We start from the raw sequence: 19,757 nt of genomic DNA, 5'->3' as shown, positions 1-19,757 counted from the left end.
TTGGTCCGCTTAGCTCGCGTTGCTGATCGTGATGGACTTTACCTTGGTATAGGCGTCGAGGCCTTCCCAGCCTTTTTCGCGGCCGTAACCTGATTTCTTGTTGCCGCCGAAAGGCAGCTCAAGCCCCCCGGCCCAATAATCGTTAACTGACACCTGGCCGCAATCCATTGCGCCGGCAACCCGCATCGCCCGCCCGACATCATTGGTATAGACGCTGGCAATCAGGCCGAAGTCCGTACCGTTGGCAAGGGCGACGGCTTCTTCCTCGCTTTCGAACAGTTGCACCGACAGGACAGGGCCGAAAATCTCTTCCTGGATTGCCGGATCGTTCGGTGCAAGGTCCGCAATTACCGTTGGCTGGAAGAACCAGCCTTTGCCCGTCTCTGCGTCGCCGGTCGCGTCGCCGCCGGTCAGGATGTTGGCACCGCGCGCCTTTGCGGCATCCACATGGGCCTTGATGCGGGACAGGTGCAGCTCGGAATTGATGGCCCCCATGTCCGGAGCCGTCAGTCCGTGACCGGTCCTGATCTTGGCGGCTCGTTCGGCAAGGATGGAAAGCACTTCGTCGCGGATCGATTTATGCAGGATCAGCCGGGATCCGGCCGAACAGATCTGACCGGAGTTCGAGAAGATTGCCCAGTAGGCTCCGTCGGCGACCTTTTCCGGATCGGCGTCGGCAAAGGCGATCAGCGGTGACTTGCCGCCAAGTTCCAGCGTCAGGCGGGTCACATTCGGGGCAGCCATCTGGGCAACATTGATACCGGTGGTGACGGAGCCAGTGAAGGTCAGCTGCTTGATGCGTGGATCGCGCGCCATGTGCGCGCCGACATTACTGCCCAGGCCGGTGACCACATTCACCAGCCCTTCCGGCACCCCGGCCTCGCAAAGCAGTTCCGCCATGACCAGCGCAGTAAAGGGCGTGGTCTCGGCCGGCTTGGCAACAACGGAACAGCCCGCGGCAAGGGCAGGGGCGACACCACGCGCGAAGGTCGAGGTGGGATAGTTCCAGGGAATGATGTGTCCTGTAACGCCGACCGGTTCGCGCACGGTGAAGGCGGTATAGGCCGGACCAAGATTGACCGATCGGCCATCGAGCTTGTCGGCAGCGCCGGCGTAATATTCGAAAAGGCGTGCGGAGGACTGAACGTCACCCTGGGCCTCGGCCAGCGTCTTGCCGCTGTCGACCACCTCTATCACGGCCAACCGGTCTGCGTTGTCGCGGAAGACCCGGGCAACATTGTTGAGGATACGGCAGCGCTCTGCCGGTGAGACTTGCCGCCAATGCAGGGCTGCTTTCTCGGCAGCGTCGATGGCGTTATCCATATCGGTGTCGGACCCGAGAGAAAATTCGGCAAAGGCTTCCGCCCGGCCCGGATCGAAGCTTTCCATCTTCTTGTTCGAGGCCGGAGTGCGTTTGCCGGCAATGAAATGCCCGTCGGGCAAGGCATCCAGCTTGCCGGTGGTCAGATAGTCTTGGGCGATGTCCTGAACGGTCATGAGAGGGCTCGCTTCTGGTCTTCAAGTATGAGATCGGCTCCCTTGAGAGCCAGCATCATGGTCGGGGCGTTGGTGTTGCCGGAGGTGATGTTCGGAAAGGCGGAGGCGTCGGCAACGCGAAGCCCTTCAATTCCGTGCACCTGCAGCCGGCTGTTGACGACGGTTGTCTCGCGGTTCTCGCCCATGCGGCAAGTCGATACCGGATGGAAGACGGTGCTGGCCCGGGCGCGGAAGTCCGCCAGGATGCCGTCGCCGTCGAGTTCTCCGAGGTTCGGAGCGATGGGGTGCTCGACAAGCGCGCTCAAGGCCTGGCTTGCCATCAGCTTCTGGCAGAGCTTGCCGCCATCGATCACGGTCTGGCGGTCTTCCTCGGTCGCCAGCGAATTGGGCTGGATCGAAGGCGCCGCACTGGCATTGGCACTTTTGATGTCGATGCGGCCGCGGCTCGTCGGGCGGGCCGGCTGTGCGCAAATGATGAAGCCGTTGAACGGATCGATGCTCAGCCGTGTCTTGTCCTTGTAAGGCCTCAGGCGATAGCTGATAGGATTGAAATAGAGCTGCTGGTCCGGCCGGCTCAGCTCGGGGCGCGAGCGCAGGAATCCGCCGCACTGGTTGACGGATAGAGCCAGAGGACCCTTGCGGGTTGCTGCATATTGCATGGCGGACAGGGCCTGGCCCAGCAAGGGACGCAGGATCGCATTGAGTGTCGGTTCCTTGGCCCGGAAGGTGAAGTTCGCAGCCAGATGATCCTGCAGATTGCCGCCGACATTGTCATTGGCCCGGATCACCGGAATGCCGAGCTCATTCAGCAACCTTCCCGGGCCGATGCCGGAAACCTGAAGCAGTTGCGGCGAACCGATTGCGCCCGCCGCCAGGATGACCTCCCGGCTGGCAAGCAGGATTTCCCCGCTCAGGAGTTCGACGCCGACAGCCGTTCTTCCTTCAAACAGGATGCGGGCAACCTGGGCCTGTGTCCGGACGCTTAGGTTCTTGCGGGCAAGGGCAGGATGGAGATAGGCGCGTGCGGACGAACACCGGCGGCCATCTTGCGTGTTGATCTGGTAAATGCCGCCACCTTCGGGAGCATCACCGTTGAAGTCGTCACTCCAGGGCAGGCCCACTTCACGGATCGCGGCAAAGAAGTGCCGGTTCACCCTGTGGATCTGGTCGGACACATTCTGGATATGGATCGGTCCCTCGCCTTGCTTCACCCCCTCGCAGGTCACCCGGGTTTCAAGGCGCTCGTAAGTTGCCTTTACATTCGCCCAGCCCCAACCTGCCGCGCCGGAGGCCTCCCAGTCTTCGAAATCGCCAGGCAGACCTCGGCAATAGACCATGGCGTTGATCGAGCCGGAGCCACCCAGCAATCGACCGCGGGGCCAGTAGACACTGCGTCCGCCGAGGCCTTCGTCTGGTTCGGTCATGAAGCGCCACGTGCGTTTTGGGTCGGAATTCAGCTTGCCATAGCCGAGTGGCAGCGACACCCAGGGTGAGGCATCGGACCCACCGGCCTCCAGCAGCAGAACACGCGTCTGCGGATCTGCGCTCAGGCGTTCCGCCAGGATGCATCCGGCCGAGCCGGCTCCCACGATGATGTAATCGACCTTGTCCATGATGCGCTGCCGGTTGACCGCTGTTTCGGAGAAGTGTCTGCGAGGATGGAAAATTCCTGAAACGAAAAAATATTTGGTATAGCTTTGAAAAAATTTGAAGGAGACGCTTGTTGCACAGGTGCGAATTCGTTTCAGAAAGTGAAAACAGCTTCCGCACCTGATGATGGAAGGAAGACGAAATGGCCTACAGCCTGCCACCGCTCACATGGCTGCGCGCCTTCGAGGCGGCTGCGCGCCTGGGGAACTTCACCCGGGCGGCGGAGGAGCTGCTGATCACTCCGGCTGCTGTCAGCTACCAGGTTCGCCAGCTGGAACAGCTCCTCGGCTACCCGCTGTTCGACCGTGTTCACAGGGAACTGGCCCTGACCAGACTGGGGCAGACTTACCTGCCGACGGTCGAGAAGGCGTTTTCGGATCTTTCAATCGCCACCGTCTCGGTGTTTGGCGAGCGGGACAGGCAGCCGGTTCGTTTTCGATGCCTCAACAGCTTCGGCCAGCTCTGGATGATCCCGCGTCTGCGCGCTTTTCAGGAGGCACATCCGGGCATCGATCTGCAGATGATCTCGGCCTCCTGGGCGGAAACTCTCAGCCCGGAACTGTTCGACATAGATATCCGTTTCGGCGACGGCAGCTGGACTGACGGAGTGGTGGCGTTTCTTTTGAACGACCCGATCATCCCGGTCTGTCATCCGGATCTGGCGCTTGACCCAGGCAAGCGTGAAATCGAGGCGCTGGCGGAAGCAACCCGGCTCGACATCATGGGCGTGATCGACACCTGGGAAAGTTTCTTCCGCAGCCACGGTCATGCGGTTCCAAAACGCAACGGCCTGCAGGTTGACCAGACCCTGTCGGCCCTGGAACTGGCTGCTCTCGGCCATGGCCACGCTCTGGTTCTGGAAACGCTCGCCCAACCGTATCTCGACAGCGGCCGGCTGATCCGTTCATCGGACAAGAAGATAAAGAGCCGGCACAGCTACTATCTCGTCACCGACGGCTCGCGTCAGGCACTCGGCCCCGACGCCCAGATCTTTTGCGACTGGATGTTCCGGGAACTTGGGGGCGAAGCGGGGGAAGGGAGGATCAAGGATATGAGAAGTTTGTCGGACTGACCACGACAAACTCCGGTTCAAACTGGACGTCTGGACTGAAAGTGTCAGAGGGCGCAGTTGACGTGGTTCGTGTAACGAACTTCCGCCCTCCTCAGTTGTCATCCCCGCGAAGGCGGGGATCCAGTAACAACATGAATTTGCTTTGGAAATATAATTCTCACCTCACGGTGTACTGGATTCCCGCCTTCGCGGGAATGACAAGTGTGGTTGTGGCAGTCGCCGCGGGAACCACTTTCGGATCAGACACTCAGGATAAGGAAGTGAGTTTGGCTGAGCAAAAGCTCACCCGCTCGAGCTGCAAGATTAATCCAGCGAGAAGGTGAATTCGAACAACCGGTCAATTGGGTCGAGCGGTTTGGGATCGCGGTATCGATTGAGGTCTAGCAGGCCTGCCTGAAGTTCATCCTGGTCTTTCAGGGCGGTCTGGATCCGGTCGAAGTCGGTCCAGAATTCCGGGTCGGTTCTGCGGACGCCAAAACGGTCGACGAGCTTGAGGAAATCATCTTGTGACCTGATCTCCCGAACCGTTTCCACGAAGGCCGGCAGGTGATCCTGTTTCACCTTGAACATGAAATTCGGATAGCTGCTGAACTGGCCGGGTACGACCGTCACGCTGTCGTTCTGGGGTTCGCGGCGCAGATCCTCGTTGAATATGAAGGCAACGTTGCTGTGGGCCATGTCATGCACCAGGGTAAAGACCTGCGTGTCCCGTTCCGTTTCCACGAGCAGAACCGAGATATCAGGCAGGAACTTTGCATATGGCGCAGGTTTCTGGGCAAGCGGGCGTAGTTGCCCAGCAGGCGTGTCACTGGACGCACAGGCATTGCCGGTGCAGCGGTTGATAGGGTCTTGTTCAGCCCACAGGCCAGCAGGTTCGCGCAGCAGCTCGGTGAGGAACTCCTCCTTGGGATCGCTGGTGGAAAAGGCGATACCCGTCGGAGACCTGGTGTCGAGCGCGCTTTCCTTCCAGAGGTCGACCATGCTGACAAGCGGACCTTGATACCAGCTTTCGTGCATGGGTTTGCGCACTTGTGGTGGCAGGAACGACAGGAAGGTTCGCTCTCCCTCACGGCGCAGGCTGTCCATATAAAGGCGTGTCGTGAGCTGGTGTTCCACGTTGCCGAAGACATCGAACCCGGCAACGAGATTGTAGTAGATCCTCTCGAACAGCGGGAAATCGATTACCCAGGCGGTTTCGGGCACCGCGCCGACGAAGCCTGTCACGACCGAGGCGGAAGAGAAATTACGGTAGACGGTCAGACGGGCATCGACCTCGGAGCCATCACCTTGCCAGATGTCACCGTAGTCGGGGCCGCCTTCCGCCAGGAACTTGCGTTCATACCGCCCCTTGCGAAACTCCTGATACTTGACCGGTCCGAGCGACAGGAAGCCTTCCAGACGCTTGGACAGTTTTCCCTTTGACTGGGCAACCGGCAGTTCGAGGATCGGGGTCGCGGCTTCCAGGAAGCTCGGGTCGGTGACGGAGAGATCGGCGTCGGGTGTCAGGAAGGAGACCCAGAAACGGTCCTCGATCACGTTCACCGCGACCTGGCCGTAGCAGACCGGACCACGAATGAAAGAGCGGACAAAATAAAGTGCTTCGTCCAGCAGGAACTGGTAGCGGCTGTGCGCAGGAATGGCGCGGAAGGTCGACAGCGGGTTGCCGCCTGCAGCCGTTGAATAGGGCGGCAGGCTCGCAATCTCCCAGTCGCTTTTCAGGAACAGGTCTTCATAGCGGTTCAGGCGTTCGGGGCCGATCTCATAGACCATGTGCTCCTTGTGCAGGATGGTGCCGTCAATCGGGATGAGCCTGTAATGAAAGGGGCCACCTGGATCGTCAAAGGGTCGGCGCGAGGCAATCTCATCTGGAGGCGACCCGGTCGCGGTTCTGGAACGGATTACGCGGAAGAAGCGGTTCTGGTCATCGCCTTCCAGGTGCAGATGGGCCAGGAACAGATGTTCATAGATATAGCGCGCGACAAGTTTCGACCGTTTGTCGCCGCGGTTGAAGAACGTTTCGACGGTGTGCACCGACTGTTCGACACTCTGTGGCAATCCTTTGCCGGCGTCCGGTGCAGGTGCCCCATCCCTGGCCCAGGACAGCAGGGTCTCGTAGTCGCCATCTGCAAGCGGCGCCATGGCAAAGGGCATGCCGCCCTGCGGGTGTTCCTCGAGGTAGTCCTTCACCTTGCCAGGCATGGCGCAGGTGTTTGCACGCAGCGTCGAAATGTCGATGTCGTCAGGAAGCGGCGCTCCGAGCTTGAACGAATTCTTGCGGCCGGCCAGCAGCAGTTGTTCCAGAACGGATGGTCCGTCCTGTGCACCGACAACGTCGAAGAAACCCTTGGCGCGCCAGCCCGGAACAGACTTTGCGTCGATCCCCAGGCGTGTCATCGGAGCATCTTCCAGACGCGAGGAATCGTAGACTTTCTGCTTGCTCGCTCCGCGCATCCAGCCCGCGGCGGATGACAGCTTGAGCTGACAAGGTGCGTCATAGCAGCCGTGGCAGACGACGCAGCGCTTGTTGAGGACATCGAGAGCTGATGTATCCTCCTGCGCCGATGCAGCGCCGGCACAGCAAATCAGAAGTATGGCGCGAAACGCCTGTTTCAGGATCCGAGGCCAGAGAGCCTGAAGGCGGCCGGCCGCAATCATGCCAGAGGCATCAACCTTCATCGTCTTCCATCCGTGGACGGGTCACCCGGCTCGGGTCATCAGGCCCCTTGTAGTTGAACAGGTAAGCCCAGGTGGCATAGGCGGTGATTGCCGCCATGATGTAGACCCAGGTGATATTGCCGAATGCATATTCCACACCGGTCCAGCCGGCGCAAAAAGCGACCAGAACAATTCTGCGCCAAAGCGCATCAAACCAGGGATGTTCTACGGGACCAAACACAGTTTTGCCTTCCTTTTGCGTCATCTGAGCCGAGCTGCCCGGGCTTGCTGACGTAGCGGGAGCCTCAAGAGCTTGCAAAATCAGGCAAAACTTGCCTGCCATCACCTGATTACACCTTGAAACTGGCTGCTGAACAAGGGAATGTGGCGTACCACTCCCGGCCACGGAAATTCATGTTGATAAGAGGAGCCTGGCTTCCGACATGCTGACTGCGCTTGATCTCCTGACAGCTAATGACACGCCAGGTCAACACCCACCTTCCTATTACGCTGCAACTGCCAACAGGCAAACGGCTCACCCGGTTCTCGATGGCTCACACACCTGCACGGTCTGCGTCATCGGTGGCGGTTATACGGGGCTATCGGCTGCATTGCATCTGGCTGAACGGGGTGTTGACGTCATCCTCCTGGAAGCCAACCGGATCGGGTGGGGCGCCTCGGGCCGCAATGGCGGCCAGGTCGGTTCCGGCCAGCGCATGGACCAGACGGTTCTGGAAGAACGCCATGGCAAGTCTCACGCCAGATTGCTGTGGGACCTTGCCGAGGATTCCAAGGCGCTGGTCAAGGACCTGATCATCAAGCACCAGATCGCCTGCGACTACACGCCGGGGATACTGCATGCCGATCACCGCAAGAGTTTTGTCGAGGAAAGCCGGGACTATGTCGAGCATCTCAGGCTCGTCTACGGCTATGAGGACATTCGCTTTGTCGGTCCGGATGAAATCGGCGAACAGGTCGGCAGTCCCCGGTACTACGGCGGCTCTCTGGACACGGGCGCAGGCCATCTGCATCCGCTCAATTTCGCACTGGGTCTCGGGCAGGCAGCCGAAGCGGCAGGGGCCAGGATTTTCGAGGAAACCAAGGTCACCGGCATTGACGGCCAGGGCACGGGACGGATCACCGTGAGGACGGGGCAGGGCGACGTTCGTGCAGAGCACGTCATTCTGGCGTGCAACGGTTATCTCGGCCGCCTTGACCGGCAGACCGCCGCGCACGTCATGCCGATCAACAATTTCATTGTCGCAACGGAGCCCTTTTCGGAAGACGAGGCGCAGAAGATCATCCGGAACAACGTTGCCGTGGCCGACAGCAAGTTCGTCATCAACTACTTCCGTCTGTCGGCAGACCGCCGGCTGCTTTTCGGTGGCGGTGAGAATTACGGCTATCGCTTTCCGGAAGACATCAAGGCCTTCGTGCGCGAACCGATGCTGGAAATCTTCCCCCAGCTCAGTAACGTGGCCATCGATTACGGCTGGGGCGGTACGCTGGCGATTACGCCCAAGCGCATGCCCTATTTCGCAAGGATTGCGCCCAACATGCTGACCGCAGGTGGGTACTCCGGCCACGGCGTTGCCATGGCAACCCTTGGTGGTCAGGTGCTGGCGGAAGCCGTGACGGGAACTGCGGGTCGCTTCGACGTCTTTGAAAAACTGAACGTACCGGCATTCCCCGGCGGTGACCGGCTGCGCTTCCCGCTTCTGGTACTTGCCATGACGTGGTTCTCTCTGCGGGACAGGCTCGGGTTCTGAGATGCCGCAGAGCCGTACAGAAGCGCGCCGGACGATCGGCAGTTACTGGGAAGCCAGCGTTCCGCAGGTCAAGCTGGACCGGCAGCTCATCGGCAACGCGCTTTTCGATGTTGCGATTATCGGCGCCGGGTTCGCCGGGCTGAGCGCAGCGCTACGGCTCGCGCAGGCAGGCGTTTCCGTGTGCGTTCTGGAAGCGGAACACGTTGGTTACGGCGCTTCGGGCCGCAACGGCGGATTTTGTTGCCTGGGTGGTACCAAACTCGACGAGCGCCGCCTCATCAAGAAATTCGGCCTCGAGGAAGCGCGCCGTTTCGTTGCCTATCAGGTCGCGGGCGTCAATCTGGTTGCCCAGAGGCTCGACAGCTGGGGTGTTGACGCCGACCGCCATTCCAATGGCGAAATCTATCTTGCCCACCGGCGGAAGGATTTCGCCGGCTTTCAGGCGGAAGCAGCGTTCCTGAAGGAGAACTTCGGCATCAAGGCCCGAGTGCTTTCCAAGACGGACCTGGACGCGGAAGGCTATGGCGGGCCGACATTCCACGGCGGATTGCAGGTACCCTACGGCTTTGCACTCAATCCGATGGCCTATGTCCAGGCTCTGGCGGATCAGGTGCGCCGAGCCGGCGGCAAGATCTTCGGCAAGTCGCCGGTGACAGGGATGACCCGGGACAATGACCGCTGGCAACTGGAGACCGAACACGGCTTCATTCGGGCCCGGAAGGTTGTCCTGGCGGGAAATGGCTATGCACGCGAGGATGCGCCCAGATGGCTGCACGGGCGTACGCTGCCGGTCATGTCGTCAATCCTGGTGACCCGCCCCCTGAGCGAGGGTGAACTTGCCGCACAGGGCTGGACCTCCGACACCATGGCTGCCGACACTCGTAACCTGTTGCATTATTTCCGCCTGTTGCCCGACCGGCGGTTCCTGTTCGGAACGCGCGGCGGCATTTTCGAAAATGCCCAGTCGCTCACGGCGATGTACAAGCGTGCAAGGTCGGATTTCGACGAGATGTTTCCTGCCTGGGCAGGCATTGAGGCCGAACACAGCTGGTATGGACATGTGTGCCTGGCGCGAAATCTGACCCCCTTTGTTGGGGAAGTGCCCGGTCTCGGCGGCGTCTATGCCGCAATGGGGTGGCATGGCAGCGGCATAGCAATGGCATCGATCTCGGGGGAGAAGGTCGCCGGACTGATCCTGGGCAAGCTTCAGCCGGAAGATCTGCCGGTTGCCCTGCGTCGGCCTTTTGCAAGGTTTCCCCTGCCGTCACTGCGCAAACTCTATCTTCAGGGCGCTTACTGGTGGTACGGCTGGCAGGACAGGTAAACCGCAGATCTGCATTCGCCATAATCCGGGACCATTGAAGACAGAAATCGGATGCTTATGACTGATACCATGATCGTTCGGCAGGCCGAGCTTCGGGACCTGGAAGCCGTTTACGATATCTGCCTGAAAACCGGCCAGGCCGGGCGCGACGCCACGGATCTTTATTCTGACCCCGCATTGATCGGCCATATCTACGCAGGGCCCTATGTGGCTTTGAAAGGTCCCATCAGCTTTGTCGCTGAAGATGATCTCGGCGTATTCGGTTATGCCGTCGGCGTCAGCGATACACGGGCTTTCGAGCGCGAACTGGAGCGGGAATGGTGGCCGGCTTTGCGGGAGCGTTACCCGGAACCGGTGCAGCAGGAAACCGACCAGTCAGCAGATGATCAGCGGATCCGCACGATCCACAATCCGTCGCCCGTGCCACGGGCCGTCATCGATGAATATCCGGCGCATATTCACATGAACCTCCTGCCGCGTGCGCGCGGGAGGGGAGTTGGTACCAGGCTGCTGGACGCCTGGATTGCCGCTGCAAAACTGAAGGGTGTCTCGGCCGTTCATGCCGGGGTGAGCGCTGCCAACGAAGCCGGGCTTGCTTTCTGGACAGCACGGGAGTTCCATCCGGTTCTGACAGTCAGCAACAGCGGATCTCATGGCACCATCTGGTGCGGACGAAGCTTGTAGTCGCCACGGGCCAACAAGGCTTTAGCTCCGCATAGTTCGCACTGAATGTTGTGGTCACGGGAGAGCGGAATGCCTGCAACCACGAAAACGGAATTGCTCGCCGCAAGCGAGAGCGAGTTTTCAAAGCTGCAAACGCTCCTCGATGACCTGCCCGCGATGCTGCGTCTTGAAAAGGATGCGGACGGCATATCGCCCAAGGATATCGTCGGTCACCGGGCCCACTGGATAGACCTGTTTCTGGGCTGGTACCGGGACGGCCAGGCCGGCAGACCGGTCTGGTTTCCGGCCAAAGGCTACAAGTGGAACGAGACACCCAGATACAATGCCGACTTGCGGCAAAAGCAATCCGGTCTTTCCTGGCGATCGGTGCGATCCCTTCTGGAGGGAAACCATGCCGAACTGCTCGCCCTCGTGGAAAGTTTGGAGAATGACGAACTCTACGGCGAACCGATGAAAGGCTCCAAAAACAAGTGGACGACGGGACGCTGGGCGGAAGCCGCCGGTCCAAGCCATTACCGGTCGGCTTCGAAATATCTTCGCCAACGTCTCGCGCAGTTTCAGGAGGAAAGAGACCGGCGCAATTTCGATGTGAGGGATCAGTCCGGGTCGATCTGAGCCTTGCGTCTGACAACGGCTACGTTGACCTCCCGCCATATCTCAAAACCCAGCTTGCGGTAGAGGGCGATTGCTCCGTGATTGTCCGCATAGGCGTGAAGGAACGGAATGTCGCCGCGGTTCCTGATGACTTCAGTCACATGAAGAGAGAGCTCGGATGCCAGGCCTCTGCCTCGGAAATCGGGATGAGTGCAGATCCCGCTGACTTCCGTATAGCCGTCGAGGTTGATCCTGCTACCCGCCATTGCAGCCAGACGGCCGTCCAGCCTGATGCCGAAGAAAGTGCCCAGCTCCGGCGTGCGCGCGGTGAACGGACCCGGTTTTGTAAGTGCTGCAAGCTCGACCATCTCCGGGACATCGGTTTCGTCCAGCTGCACGATTGAAGTCGATCGGGATGGGCCTTCTGACGGGGAAACTTCCACCATGAGGACACCCAGCGCGGTGATCTCTGCCTCAAGTTCATGAGGCAGTGCGATGTCATCCGCCTGCAGTATGAACGCCCGGTCGTCACCCGGTTGAATCAGCTCCGCCAGCGCAGCCAGAGCTTCGGGCGAGTTGTTCGCCGCTGCCGCAAAGGGGGAGATGGCCGGATCGAAACGGCGGGCAAGGTCGCCTCCCTGGCTGAATTGCGCATGCCGGGAGGTCAGGGCTGACCAGACAACCCGCTTCAGAAGGCTGTCCCGGCTCGGTTCATTCATAACTGCGTGCATCTTCGAGCTCATAGTGTTGTGAAATCAGATCCCATCGCTTCAACACGTCCCGGGCGGCATCGGGCACATAACAGCGCTCGTAATCCGGGCCTTGAAACGCGATGATGTCGTCAAGCGAGCGGAAACTCATGATGGTGATGAACTCCACCTCGGTTTCCAGGTTCCTTCGAAGGACCTCGATGCCGAGATATCCGGGAATGGCTTTCGCCTCGATGCCCGGAATGACCTGTGTCGTGAGAACATGGGCATAGGTGTCGGCCATGCCGGGATCCGTCCAGCCGTGCCAGATGCGCTTGATCATCGTTCAATCTCCGGGGGCGTTTGCAGAGAGTTCCAGTCCTGCAACGGCCTGTCCTTGCAGCGGACGGAAAGCGGCCTCGTGCAAAGGGCATCCTCAAGACCTGCAAGCTGGTCTAGCAAAGGACCTTCCAGACTGTTGCAGGCTTCGGCAACTGCCAGTGTGATCGCGGGCCAGAGCGTTTCTTTCAGATGGGCGACGAGGGCGACTCCCTTGTCGGTCAGGCCGATTGTCGTCACGCGACGGTCCTGTTGCGAGGGAACGGATTCAACCAGTCCATCCGACTTCATCTTGTTGATCGTTCTGGTAACGCCCGGTTGGCTCTGGCCAAGGGTCTTCGCCAGATCGCCGATACTCAGCGGGCCTTGCCGGTCGAGTGCGGCAAGAACGGGGTTGTGCGGCGTCGGCAGACTGGTGTCGGCAAGCTCGGCCGCAACGATCTGCGTTTGTGCCTGCAGCATTTCCCCGATCCGTTTCAGCCGGCTGCCCAGGGTGGCATAGCCAAGCGCGCGGACGACATCTTCGCTCATGGGTCACTCCATTTACATAACTTGATATATAACTAGTTATGTAAATTCGCAAGGCCTGGTGGGTGAAGTAGTTGGAGACTGATCCGAGGCTGAGATGAGGAAAGTCAAAAACGTCGCCCCACCAGTGGCACTGGCGGGGCGAGGTTACGGTCAACAGTTGACGAGGGGGCCGCCTAGTCGAATTCCGGTCCGCGTGCACGGTACGGAGTGATTTCCTTCCAGGCCCGCATCAGCGTGTCCAACTCGTCGTCGCCGTGCGGCGGCATTACGATCTGCAGCTTGACCAGAAGGTCGCCATGACCACCGGTCTTGGTCGGAAGGCCCTTGCCCTTCAACCGCATGGACTTGCCGCTGGAGGCGTTGGCCGGAATGGTCAGGTTGACGGCACCGGACAGGGTTGGCGTACGCACCTTTGCGCCCAGGACAGCTTCATAAAGTGTCAGAGGCAGGTCGAGGTGGAGGTCGGATCCCTTCACTTCGAAAAGCTTGTGGGGCTTGAAGCGGATCTCGACCAGGGCGTCGCCTGCAGGACCGCCGTTTTCCCCCGGGTGCCCCTGGCCCTTGAGCCGGATCTTTTCGCCTTCGACCACCCCCTTGGGCAGGGTAACATTCACCGTCTTGCCGCTTGGAAGCGTTACCTGGGTCTTGCCGGAGTTGACGATGTCTTCCAGCGAGGCGCGGGCGACGATTTCCGCGTTGGCGCCTTTTGTCTTGGGCGGTGCCTTCGCGCGGGCGCCGCCGCCGAAACCTGCACCGGGTCCAGCGCCTGCACCTGCGCCGGCGCGTGCACGGCCTCCGCCGAAGCTGCCGAAAATGTCGTTCAGAATATCGTCGAAACTGCCGCCGCCACCGGATGTCTTCTGGGTGCGTGCACCGCCGAAGTCTTCATATCCGGAAAAGCCGTCAAAACCATGCGCCTGATAGCGCTGCTTGCCCTCCGCATCGATTTCTCCGCGGTCGAACTTGGCACGTTTTTCCTTGTCGCCGACAATTTCATAGGCCTGATTTGCTTCGGAAAAACGCTGTGCGGCCGTCGGATCATCCTTGTTCTGATCCGGATGGTATTTTTTGGCCAGCTTCCGAAAGGCCTTCTTGATTTCGCTCTCGCTGGCAGATTTTGCCACCCCGAGAACGCTATAGGGATCACGCATTCGTCTCACCAGGTTCCTAAGATTTTCCGGCAGGCTGCCCCGCGCACTGCTCCGTTCGGCGAGCCGAACACAAGCGTGCAAGTTTAGCAGGTCATGCTTGACCGGACTTGTCCTCTATATCGGGATGGATAGGAAAAAATTCCAGACCCCGAATTCGTCTTGAGGACCTTCCGGTTTTAGCGGTTTTTTGACGGGGTTCAAGCTTCGGCGACAGTTAGGCTGGTGACCGCGAATTTTTGCGTGATGTCCCGGCAGGCCGTGCCGGAGTACAGCTTGATGCCGACGATGGTATTTGCCGTCGTCTGAAAGCCGAGACAGCCTGTCTCGCTGTAGGTGGAGGCATTGATGTTCGACAATGTGCCGGAATTGCCGCTGATCGCGTTGAGCCACGTCAGTGACAAGGCCTGCGTCGGCGTTCCGGCGGCAAGGTCCTGGCTGATAGTGTCGAGGTTCTGCGCAATCACAGACCGGTCGTCCTCGTTGATATCGGCATAGGCGACGTCGGATGCGGACGGAATGGAGCCGGTCAGGACTGTCGGGGAATCGATGTTGTTGCTGCCCACCGGAACGGACAACTGGCTACAGCCGCCAAGTGCGGTTGCAATGGCCATGCAAAGTGCGGCTAAGGGTTGGATCTTTATGTGCCCGGCAGTATATGAACGCATACGATACATTTTTCAGGCAGCCCCCCGGTCCGGCTTTTTCGAGCCGCTTTAAAGGCTGTCGTTTCCTTCGACAGGTTACCGATGACAGACCTTAAAGATCCCCCTGAAGAGTTAACAAAAGGTGACTTTACAGAGGTAGTGAAGCCATTTGAGCTTTTTGCAGAATGGCTTGAGGACGCCAGGGCTTCGGAGCCCAACGATCCCAACGCACTGGCGCTGTCGACCGTCGACGCAGACGGCCTGCCGAATGTGCGGATGGTTCTGCTGAAGGACTTCGACGAACGCGGCTTTGTTTTTTACACAAATTTCGAAAGCGCCAAGGGGCAGGAGCTGCTCTCCGCCGGCAAGGCTGCCATGTGCTTCCACTGGAAGTCCTTGCGTCGGCAGGTTCGCATTCGTGGCCTTGTCGAACAGGTTTCGAACGAGGAAGCGGACGAGTACTACCGCTCCCGGCCGCGCGGCAGCCGGATCGGTGCCTGGGCGTCCAGGCAATCGCGGCCGCTGGAAAGCCGTTTCGCTCTGGAAAAGGAAGTGGCGAAATATACCGCCAAGTTCGGTATCGGCGACATTCCGCGGCCCGACCACTGGTCAGGCATGCGCCTGGCGCCGGTTTCCATCGAATTCTGGCACGACCGGCCGTTCCGACTTCATGACCGCGTGCAGTTCACCCGAACTGGCGCGGATCAGCCATGGTCCAAGGCGCGCCTTTATCCGTAACGCGCCTGCGACCAGGGCTGAAACTTGCAAGATGCCGAACCGGTTATAGCAGGCGTTTCCAGCGGAAGAACAGGAACGTCAGCCCGACTGACGACACCATCAGGCCCAACGAGAACAGGAACCCGAGCTGCCAGTTCAGCTCGGGCATGTTGGCAAAGTTCATGCCGTAGATCGATGCGATCAAGGTCGGCGGCAGGAAGATCACGCTGACGACCGTAAAGATCTTCGAGATCTGGTTCTGCTCCAGCGTGACGAGGCCGACCGTTGCGTCCAGCAGGAAGGACAGCTTGTTGTCCAGTGCGTCGCCGTGTTCCTTGATGGAATGGATGTCCCTGCCGAACATCTTGCAGTCGGCTTCCTGCTCCTCATTCAGGTTCAGACGTTTGGCATGTGTGCTGAGGTAAAGCATCATCCGCGACAGGCTGGTACAGACATCGTGCATCTTGGACACATGCAGTCCGATCTGCCCCAGTTGCTTGATGGCGATCTGATAGCTTGCGGTCTTGCGCATGTTGAGGCCGTCGCCGAACACCTGCACTGCCAGCTTGTCATACCGCGCTGACGCGCTTTCCATTTCATCGGCACACCGGTCGACGATGATGTCGAGCATCGTGAAGAGAACAGCCGGCCCCTTGTGGGCGATAGTCGAATCGGCCTGAACCTTGCGCGACAGAAGGGCGATGGATTTCGGTTCGCCATAACGCACAGTCACCAGCCGCTTGGCATTGACGACAAATGTGACAGACGAAAGCGCCGGGTCGATCATCTGCGTGGCGATCGGAAGCTGCGCGGTCATCACCACGGCGCCGGGCTCCAGGTAAAGGCGTTCGGAGGTTTCGATGGAGGCGATCTCGTCCCGTGTCGGGATTTCCGCGCCCATCAGCTTTTCTGCTGCCTTTTGCTCTTCCTGCGTCGGGGCGATCAGGTCGATCCATACAGACGTGGTCGGAAGGGGGGCGCCGGAGGCAAGCTCAAGACGCTCCAGACCTTTGACGGTCGGGCAGTAGGCAATGATCATGCAGGCAATCTCCGCCGAAGGACACGGAGCGTGCCCTGTTCGGCGGCAGTTTGCCCAACAGATCGGAAGACGGCAACCGTCTGAAGAAAGTGATTTTGCGGCACCCCGACGGGGCTTGGCCGCTTCAGGATGGCGGACATTCAATCGTCACCGATTGTATGTCCGAACGCTATCCTGGACCGGTCACGCCGGCCGTCAAACAGCGTCTCGAAACAACATGGCAAGCGGGCCGTCACCAGCGGCTTGCCGCGTCTTCGGACGCTATAGCGCAGCGGCTCAGTTCTTCTTTTTGGCCACCGTGCCCGAATTCTTGCAAAGGGCAGCTGCATTGAGGGCTGCGATGCCGACGGGCTTGTAGAGGTTCACCAGTTTCGCATCGGCGCTTTGCTTCGGGGCAGGGCGGGCAGATTGCTCAGACATTTGTCTCGTCCGTTGTCTTTTCCAGTGCCCGCTCTCTGGGTTAAAGTTTTCATGGCTCGCGGGCGGTGTGCATGTCGTATCCAATTGCGGCAAACGGAAGGCAGAAAACACGCCTTTCAGCCGGTTTTCGCAATGGATGTGAAAAAGCATGCGCTTATTGGCGGAAATCGGCCAGTCAAAAACAATAACAAGATGTAACGAATCCCGGCCGGATTTGAAGTAATACGGTAAGGATTTATTTACGAATTAGGCCTTCCAGTCATTCGAGCAAGTATATGACTGCCCATTCATATGAAATAGCTTCTGTGATTCCGTAGTGGAGAGCCCCGCAAGGCACTGCAGAATCCTAGCAGCGATCGCGCGTAGCTGAGCAGTACCGTCGTGGCACAAAGGCCCAGTCCGGCCAGCATCAATGCAGAAGAGATCGAAGCTCCCAGAAGGATCATCAGGCCTCCTGTGCCGAGGCCTATGACCAAGAGAGCAATGGTTGTCCGCAGGTAATGGTAGTGGGCTTGCAGCCAGCGTCCGCCCGGTTCGGCATAGAGGATCGCAAATGCCAGGGCGATGGGCGACAGGAGTATCGTCAGAACCAGCAGGTGGCACAGGCAGATATTGGCAGAGCCTGGCCGAAACAAGCCAAATGGTGAAAACGCCTTTTGTTTTCCGTCACCGGCAGCGCGGTGTTCCTGTTCGCTCGCCGTATGACGGGACCGCAATCCGGTCATGCCTTACCCCGATTTGCAACTGTATTTCCGGCGTGTCTTGCTTGCACGTTTATCGTTTGCCCAGAAGGAATGTATGATGTGTTCGCTGTCGAAGTGAAGTTCATTTTTGACAAATTGGCTGTAAACGAAGAAACAATCAGGTGGACACCTTGCCGCGCCGATGCGGCAAGCCAGGCGAGATAGGATCTCATGAAGCGCTACGCCGTCTATAAAACAGCTTCGGCCCCGGCCAGTCGCACGACCGGCTCCGTGGCGCTGGCGCTCGCGGCAATTGCCTTTCTGGCAAAGCGGTTCGGCCTGATCGACGCGGATGTGTTTGTCCTGTCTCTGATTGCAGCGGCTACGATTGCGCTCGCCGCCATCCTGCTTGCCCTGTTCGGCTTCCACCGGATCTGGACCTATGGCGGACCCGGCGTGCCGGCGGCGCTCACAGGTTTGTTCCTGGGGTTGCTGGCGCTTGCGACGCCTGTGCTTGTGGTCGGAATGCTGGTCATGCACGCGGGAGCGAGCGACCTGGCCACCAACCGAACCGATCCACCCGAACTTGAAACAAATGTGGCTTCAAGCGAACAGCCTTTTCTCGACTGGCTGAACACCGCGCTTGTTGAAGACGTCTGGCCGGCCGTTGCCGCTTATACGGGTGCCGCGCCGGGCATGACTGCTGTGGCCAATTCGGCGGAAGACCGTCTTTACCCCGATATCGTTCCGCGCCGATACCGCATTTCTACCGCTCAACTGCATGCGGCGAGTGTCAAGGCGCTTGAAGGTCTGAACTGGCAGGTCGTTGATGAATTGCCGCCCGATCTCCTCGATGCACCGACCTATCTGCAGGCCGAGGGCACTTCGCAGATCCTGGGATTGAAACACGATATCGTACTGCGCGTCCGGCCGGATTCGGTGGGGGCCCTGCTTGACGTCCGTTCGCGTTCGCGCACACCGCTGAAGGACCTGACCGACAATGCGGACCGCATCCGTCTTGTCTTCAGCGAGATCGACCGTGTGCTTCTGGAAACATACGGCGATCTGGCGCGGCTTTCGGTCGACGAGACCGAGCTGGAAGAAGACCTGCCGGCCGAACCGGTTGAAGACTTGCGCGAAACCATTCCGTTGCCGAGCTTCAAACCCTATTTCGAGGACGAGGATGCGCCGGTTGCCGAAGGTCTGGATGCGGTCGATCTGGAAGGCTGATGGCTTGCAGGCTCAGCCGGTGAGGCGATAGCGGGCGACAAGAGACAGCTCCGGACTGGCCTCGACGCGGCCTCTGTCCGCGAGGTCCTCCAGGTGCGCGAATACGGACAGACCTGCTGCCGGGTGCAACGCCGGATCAACCGCTGCATAGAGCACCGATACGATTTCCGGAATCGATCTTTCGCCTTTTGCCAGTTCATGAAGGATCGAGGCTTCCCGGTCGAGCCTGTGCTGCTTCAGGTCGCGGACGTAGTCGATGGCATTGCGAACAATACCGCCGTGTCCGGGCAGATAGACGGTTTCGGAACGGGCCAGCAGTTTGTCGATCGAGGCCATGTAGTCCCGCATGCTGCCGTCGGGTGGGGCGACGACCGATGTCGACCAGCCCATGACGTGATCGGCGGACAGCAGAACCGGTTCCCCGGCAAGGGCAAAACACAGATGGTTGGACGTGTGGCCGGGCGTGGCGACGGCTTCAAGCGAAATGCCTGCGGCCTCGAACATCTCGCCATCTTCCAGCAACCTGTCGGGCGCGTAGTCCTTGTCGCCGCTGGCGTCGAGTGGATTGACCTCGTTTTCAAGAAGCGCTCGTGCCGGCCGGTGCGGCCCGCACCCGATGATCTCGGCACCGGTTCTTTCTTTCAAGAGCCGTGCGCCCGGCGAATGATCCACATGCGTGTGGGTGATCAGGATCGCTTCGATGACTGCGCCTTGTGCAGCCTTCAAGATGGTGTCGACCTGACCTTCCAGGGCAGGCCCGGGGTCAACGCAGATCAGCCGACTGGTCCCCAGCAGATAGCTGTTGGTGCCATGAAAGGTGAAAGGCCCCGGGTTGTTTACCGTTAGCCGGCGCACGCCCGGCATCAGCTCGACGGCAGTTCCATATTGCGGATCGAACGTGCGATCGTGCTTCATGATGTCTCCAGTTGGTTCCGCCAGGGGCGACAGTTTCGGCAGGTTCTGCCTCGGTCTGTACGTCATGTATCTGACGTTTGAATCGGCTAGGGAAGCGGTACTTTGCCAAGCCGGGTCCAAATGTGAAACAGTGCGTTTGGGGTTGGAAAGAACG

20 protein-coding genes are annotated in these 19,757 nt (G+C 59.6%); 7 read left to right on the top strand and 13 right to left on the bottom strand.

What is annotated here, in order from left to right; all coding sequences use genetic code 11:
- Positions 1 to 9: 9 nt before the first annotated feature.
- Together HCG46_RS10075 and HCG46_RS10070 are read right to left on the bottom strand one after the other, a co-directional pair.
- Positions 10 to 1,497 carry an aldehyde dehydrogenase family protein gene (locus HCG46_RS10075; RefSeq protein ID WP_168686054.1) on the bottom strand — a complete coding sequence of 496 codons (1,488 nt, stop codon included), beginning with the start codon at positions 1,495 to 1,497 and terminating at the stop codon, positions 10 to 12.
- Positions 1,494 to 3,110 carry a GMC family oxidoreductase N-terminal domain-containing protein gene (locus HCG46_RS10070; protein ID WP_168686052.1) on the bottom strand — a complete coding sequence of 539 codons (1,617 nt, stop codon included), beginning with the start codon at positions 3,108 to 3,110 and terminating at the stop codon, positions 1,494 to 1,496. The genes HCG46_RS10075 and HCG46_RS10070 overlap by 4 nt, the downstream gene beginning before the upstream one ends.
- 179 nt (positions 3,111 to 3,289) lie before the next feature.
- Between HCG46_RS10070 and HCG46_RS10065 the strand changes: the two genes are divergently transcribed.
- Positions 3,290 to 4,219 carry a LysR substrate-binding domain-containing protein gene (locus tag HCG46_RS10065; RefSeq protein ID WP_168686049.1) on the top strand — a complete coding sequence of 310 codons (930 nt, stop codon included), beginning with the start codon at positions 3,290 to 3,292 and terminating at the stop codon, positions 4,217 to 4,219.
- Positions 4,220 to 4,522: 303 nt separating this feature from the next.
- On the opposite strand, the gene HCG46_RS10060 is transcribed toward HCG46_RS10065, so the two are convergent.
- Together HCG46_RS10060 and HCG46_RS10055 are read right to left on the bottom strand one after the other, a co-directional pair.
- Positions 4,523 to 6,895, bottom strand: coding sequence for a fatty acid cis/trans isomerase (locus HCG46_RS10060; protein ID WP_168686047.1), 2,373 nt, complete (start codon positions 6,893 to 6,895; stop codon positions 4,523 to 4,525).
- A complete protein-coding gene (locus HCG46_RS10055; RefSeq protein WP_209009432.1) occupies positions 6,885 to 7,115 on the bottom strand; it encodes a DUF3329 domain-containing protein in 231 nt (76 codons plus the stop codon). The genes HCG46_RS10060 and HCG46_RS10055 overlap by 11 nt, the downstream gene beginning before the upstream one ends.
- Before the next feature lie 202 nt (positions 7,116 to 7,317).
- Here HCG46_RS10055 and HCG46_RS10050 point away from each other — a divergent pair, with 202 nt between their 5' ends.
- From HCG46_RS10050 to HCG46_RS10035, 4 genes are all read left to right on the top strand, one after another.
- Positions 7,318 to 8,643, top strand: coding sequence for an FAD-binding oxidoreductase (locus tag HCG46_RS10050; RefSeq protein WP_168686043.1), 1,326 nt, complete (start codon positions 7,318 to 7,320; stop codon positions 8,641 to 8,643).
- 1 nt (position 8,644) lies between these two features.
- Positions 8,645 to 9,967 carry an FAD-binding oxidoreductase gene (locus tag HCG46_RS10045; RefSeq protein WP_168686041.1) on the top strand — a complete coding sequence of 441 codons (1,323 nt, stop codon included), beginning with the start codon at positions 8,645 to 8,647 and terminating at the stop codon, positions 9,965 to 9,967.
- A gap of 51 nt (positions 9,968 to 10,018) precedes the next feature.
- Entirely contained in the window at positions 10,019 to 10,651 is a 633-nt protein-coding gene (locus tag HCG46_RS10040; RefSeq protein ID WP_205838461.1) for a GNAT family N-acetyltransferase, read from the top strand.
- 69 nt (positions 10,652 to 10,720) lie between these two features.
- Entirely contained in the window at positions 10,721 to 11,266 is a 546-nt protein-coding gene (locus HCG46_RS10035) for a ClbS/DfsB family four-helix bundle protein (protein WP_168686038.1), read from the top strand.
- Here the strand turns inward: HCG46_RS10035 and HCG46_RS10030 are convergent.
- From HCG46_RS10030 to HCG46_RS10010, 5 genes are all read right to left on the bottom strand, one after another.
- Positions 11,248 to 11,976, bottom strand: a complete 729-nt coding sequence (locus HCG46_RS10030) for a GNAT family N-acetyltransferase (RefSeq protein ID WP_205838460.1) — start codon at positions 11,974 to 11,976, stop codon at positions 11,248 to 11,250. The genes HCG46_RS10035 and HCG46_RS10030 overlap by 19 nt on opposite strands.
- Positions 11,957 to 12,277 carry an antibiotic biosynthesis monooxygenase gene (locus HCG46_RS28555; protein ID WP_075281439.1) on the bottom strand — a complete coding sequence of 107 codons (321 nt, stop codon included), beginning with the start codon at positions 12,275 to 12,277 and terminating at the stop codon, positions 11,957 to 11,959. Before HCG46_RS28555 ends, HCG46_RS10030 begins: the two co-directional genes overlap by 20 nt.
- Positions 12,274 to 12,804, bottom strand: coding sequence for a MarR family transcriptional regulator (locus HCG46_RS10020; RefSeq protein ID WP_152507432.1), 531 nt, complete (start codon positions 12,802 to 12,804; stop codon positions 12,274 to 12,276). Before HCG46_RS10020 ends, HCG46_RS28555 begins: the two co-directional genes overlap by 4 nt.
- A gap of 173 nt (positions 12,805 to 12,977) precedes the next feature.
- On the bottom strand, positions 12,978 to 13,955 hold the full coding sequence (locus HCG46_RS10015) for a J domain-containing protein (RefSeq protein WP_023001831.1): 978 nt from the start codon (positions 13,953 to 13,955) through the stop codon (positions 12,978 to 12,980).
- Between the two features lie 197 nt (positions 13,956 to 14,152).
- Positions 14,153 to 14,566, bottom strand: a complete 414-nt coding sequence (locus HCG46_RS10010) for an RT0821/Lpp0805 family surface protein (RefSeq protein ID WP_077290634.1) — start codon at positions 14,564 to 14,566, stop codon at positions 14,153 to 14,155.
- Positions 14,567 to 14,701: 135 nt separating this feature from the next.
- Between HCG46_RS10010 and pdxH the strand changes: the two genes are divergently transcribed.
- Entirely contained in the window at positions 14,702 to 15,337 is a 636-nt protein-coding gene (gene pdxH, locus HCG46_RS10005) for a pyridoxamine 5'-phosphate oxidase (protein ID WP_168686034.1), read from the top strand.
- A 43-nt stretch (positions 15,338 to 15,380) separates the two neighbouring features.
- On the opposite strand, the gene HCG46_RS10000 is transcribed toward pdxH, so the two are convergent.
- The 3 genes from HCG46_RS10000 to HCG46_RS09990 all read right to left on the bottom strand — a co-directional run bounded on the left by HCG46_RS10000 (position 15,381) and on the right by HCG46_RS09990 (position 17,500).
- Positions 15,381 to 16,355, bottom strand: coding sequence for a magnesium transporter CorA family protein (locus HCG46_RS10000; protein ID WP_055658081.1), 975 nt, complete (start codon positions 16,353 to 16,355; stop codon positions 15,381 to 15,383).
- Positions 16,356 to 16,631: 276 nt separating this feature from the next.
- A complete protein-coding gene (locus HCG46_RS09995; RefSeq protein WP_023001827.1) occupies positions 16,632 to 16,775 on the bottom strand; it encodes a hypothetical protein in 144 nt (47 codons plus the stop codon).
- Between the two features lie 287 nt (positions 16,776 to 17,062).
- Positions 17,063 to 17,500, bottom strand: a complete 438-nt coding sequence (locus HCG46_RS09990; RefSeq protein WP_023001825.1) for a hypothetical protein — start codon at positions 17,498 to 17,500, stop codon at positions 17,063 to 17,065.
- 189 nt (positions 17,501 to 17,689) lie between these two features.
- Between HCG46_RS09990 and HCG46_RS09985 the strand changes: the two genes are divergently transcribed.
- Positions 17,690 to 18,688, top strand: coding sequence for a DUF1499 domain-containing protein (locus HCG46_RS09985; protein ID WP_062490049.1), 999 nt, complete (start codon positions 17,690 to 17,692; stop codon positions 18,686 to 18,688).
- 12 nt (positions 18,689 to 18,700) lie between these two features.
- Here HCG46_RS09985 and HCG46_RS09980 read toward each other — a convergent pair whose 3' ends face one another.
- Positions 18,701 to 19,603: an MBL fold metallo-hydrolase gene (locus HCG46_RS09980; protein WP_168686032.1), complete on the bottom strand. Its 903-nt coding sequence runs from the start codon at positions 19,601 to 19,603 to the stop codon at positions 18,701 to 18,703.
- Between the last annotated feature and the right edge of the window lie 154 nt (positions 19,604 to 19,757).

Origin of the sequence: Labrenzia sp. PO1, from assembly GCF_012273635.1 — a bacterium.
Classification (GTDB): Bacteria; Pseudomonadota; Alphaproteobacteria; order Rhizobiales; family Stappiaceae; genus Roseibium; species Roseibium algicola.
This window is presented reverse-complemented; position numbering and strand designations above follow the sequence as displayed.

What these genes read in the sequence shown, in the direction of transcription:
- HCG46_RS10075 (WP_168686054.1), bottom strand. Translation starts at nt 1,497, where the DNA reads ATGACCGTTCAGGACATCGCCCAAGACTATCTGACCACCGGCAAGCTG.
- HCG46_RS10070 (WP_168686052.1), bottom strand. Translation starts at nt 3,110, where the DNA reads ATGGACAAGGTCGATTACATCATCGTGGGAGCCGGCTCGGCCGGATGC.
- HCG46_RS10065 (WP_168686049.1), top strand. Translation starts at nt 3,290, where the DNA reads ATGGCCTACAGCCTGCCACCGCTCACATGGCTGCGCGCCTTCGAGGCG.
- HCG46_RS10060 (WP_168686047.1), bottom strand. Translation starts at nt 6,895, where the DNA reads ATGAAGGTTGATGCCTCTGGCATGATTGCGGCCGGCCGCCTTCAGGCT.
- HCG46_RS10050 (WP_168686043.1), top strand. Translation starts at nt 7,318, where the DNA reads ATGCTGACTGCGCTTGATCTCCTGACAGCTAATGACACGCCAGGTCAA.
- HCG46_RS10045 (WP_168686041.1), top strand. Translation starts at nt 8,645, where the DNA reads ATGCCGCAGAGCCGTACAGAAGCGCGCCGGACGATCGGCAGTTACTGG.
- HCG46_RS10040 (WP_205838461.1), top strand. Translation starts at nt 10,019, where the DNA reads ATGCTTATGACTGATACCATGATCGTTCGGCAGGCCGAGCTTCGGGAC.
- HCG46_RS10035 (WP_168686038.1), top strand. Translation starts at nt 10,721, where the DNA reads ATGCCTGCAACCACGAAAACGGAATTGCTCGCCGCAAGCGAGAGCGAG.
- HCG46_RS10030 (WP_205838460.1), bottom strand. Translation starts at nt 11,976, where the DNA reads ATGCACGCAGTTATGAATGAACCGAGCCGGGACAGCCTTCTGAAGCGG.
- HCG46_RS28555 (WP_075281439.1), bottom strand. Translation starts at nt 12,277, where the DNA reads ATGATCAAGCGCATCTGGCACGGCTGGACGGATCCCGGCATGGCCGAC.
- HCG46_RS10020 (WP_152507432.1), bottom strand. Translation starts at nt 12,804, where the DNA reads ATGAGCGAAGATGTCGTCCGCGCGCTTGGCTATGCCACCCTGGGCAGC.
- HCG46_RS10015 (WP_023001831.1), bottom strand. Translation starts at nt 13,955, where the DNA reads ATGCGTGATCCCTATAGCGTTCTCGGGGTGGCAAAATCTGCCAGCGAG.
- HCG46_RS10010 (WP_077290634.1), bottom strand. Translation starts at nt 14,566, where the DNA reads ATGGCCATTGCAACCGCACTTGGCGGCTGTAGCCAGTTGTCCGTTCCG.
- pdxH (WP_168686034.1), top strand. Translation starts at nt 14,702, where the DNA reads ATGACAGACCTTAAAGATCCCCCTGAAGAGTTAACAAAAGGTGACTTT.
- HCG46_RS10000 (WP_055658081.1), bottom strand. Translation starts at nt 16,355, where the DNA reads ATGATCATTGCCTACTGCCCGACCGTCAAAGGTCTGGAGCGTCTTGAG.
- HCG46_RS09995 (WP_023001827.1), bottom strand. Translation starts at nt 16,775, where the DNA reads ATGTCTGAGCAATCTGCCCGCCCTGCCCCGAAGCAAAGCGCCGATGCG.
- HCG46_RS09990 (WP_023001825.1), bottom strand. Translation starts at nt 17,500, where the DNA reads ATGACCGGATTGCGGTCCCGTCATACGGCGAGCGAACAGGAACACCGC.
- HCG46_RS09985 (WP_062490049.1), top strand. Translation starts at nt 17,690, where the DNA reads ATGAAGCGCTACGCCGTCTATAAAACAGCTTCGGCCCCGGCCAGTCGC.
- HCG46_RS09980 (WP_168686032.1), bottom strand. Translation starts at nt 19,603, where the DNA reads ATGAAGCACGATCGCACGTTCGATCCGCAATATGGAACTGCCGTCGAG.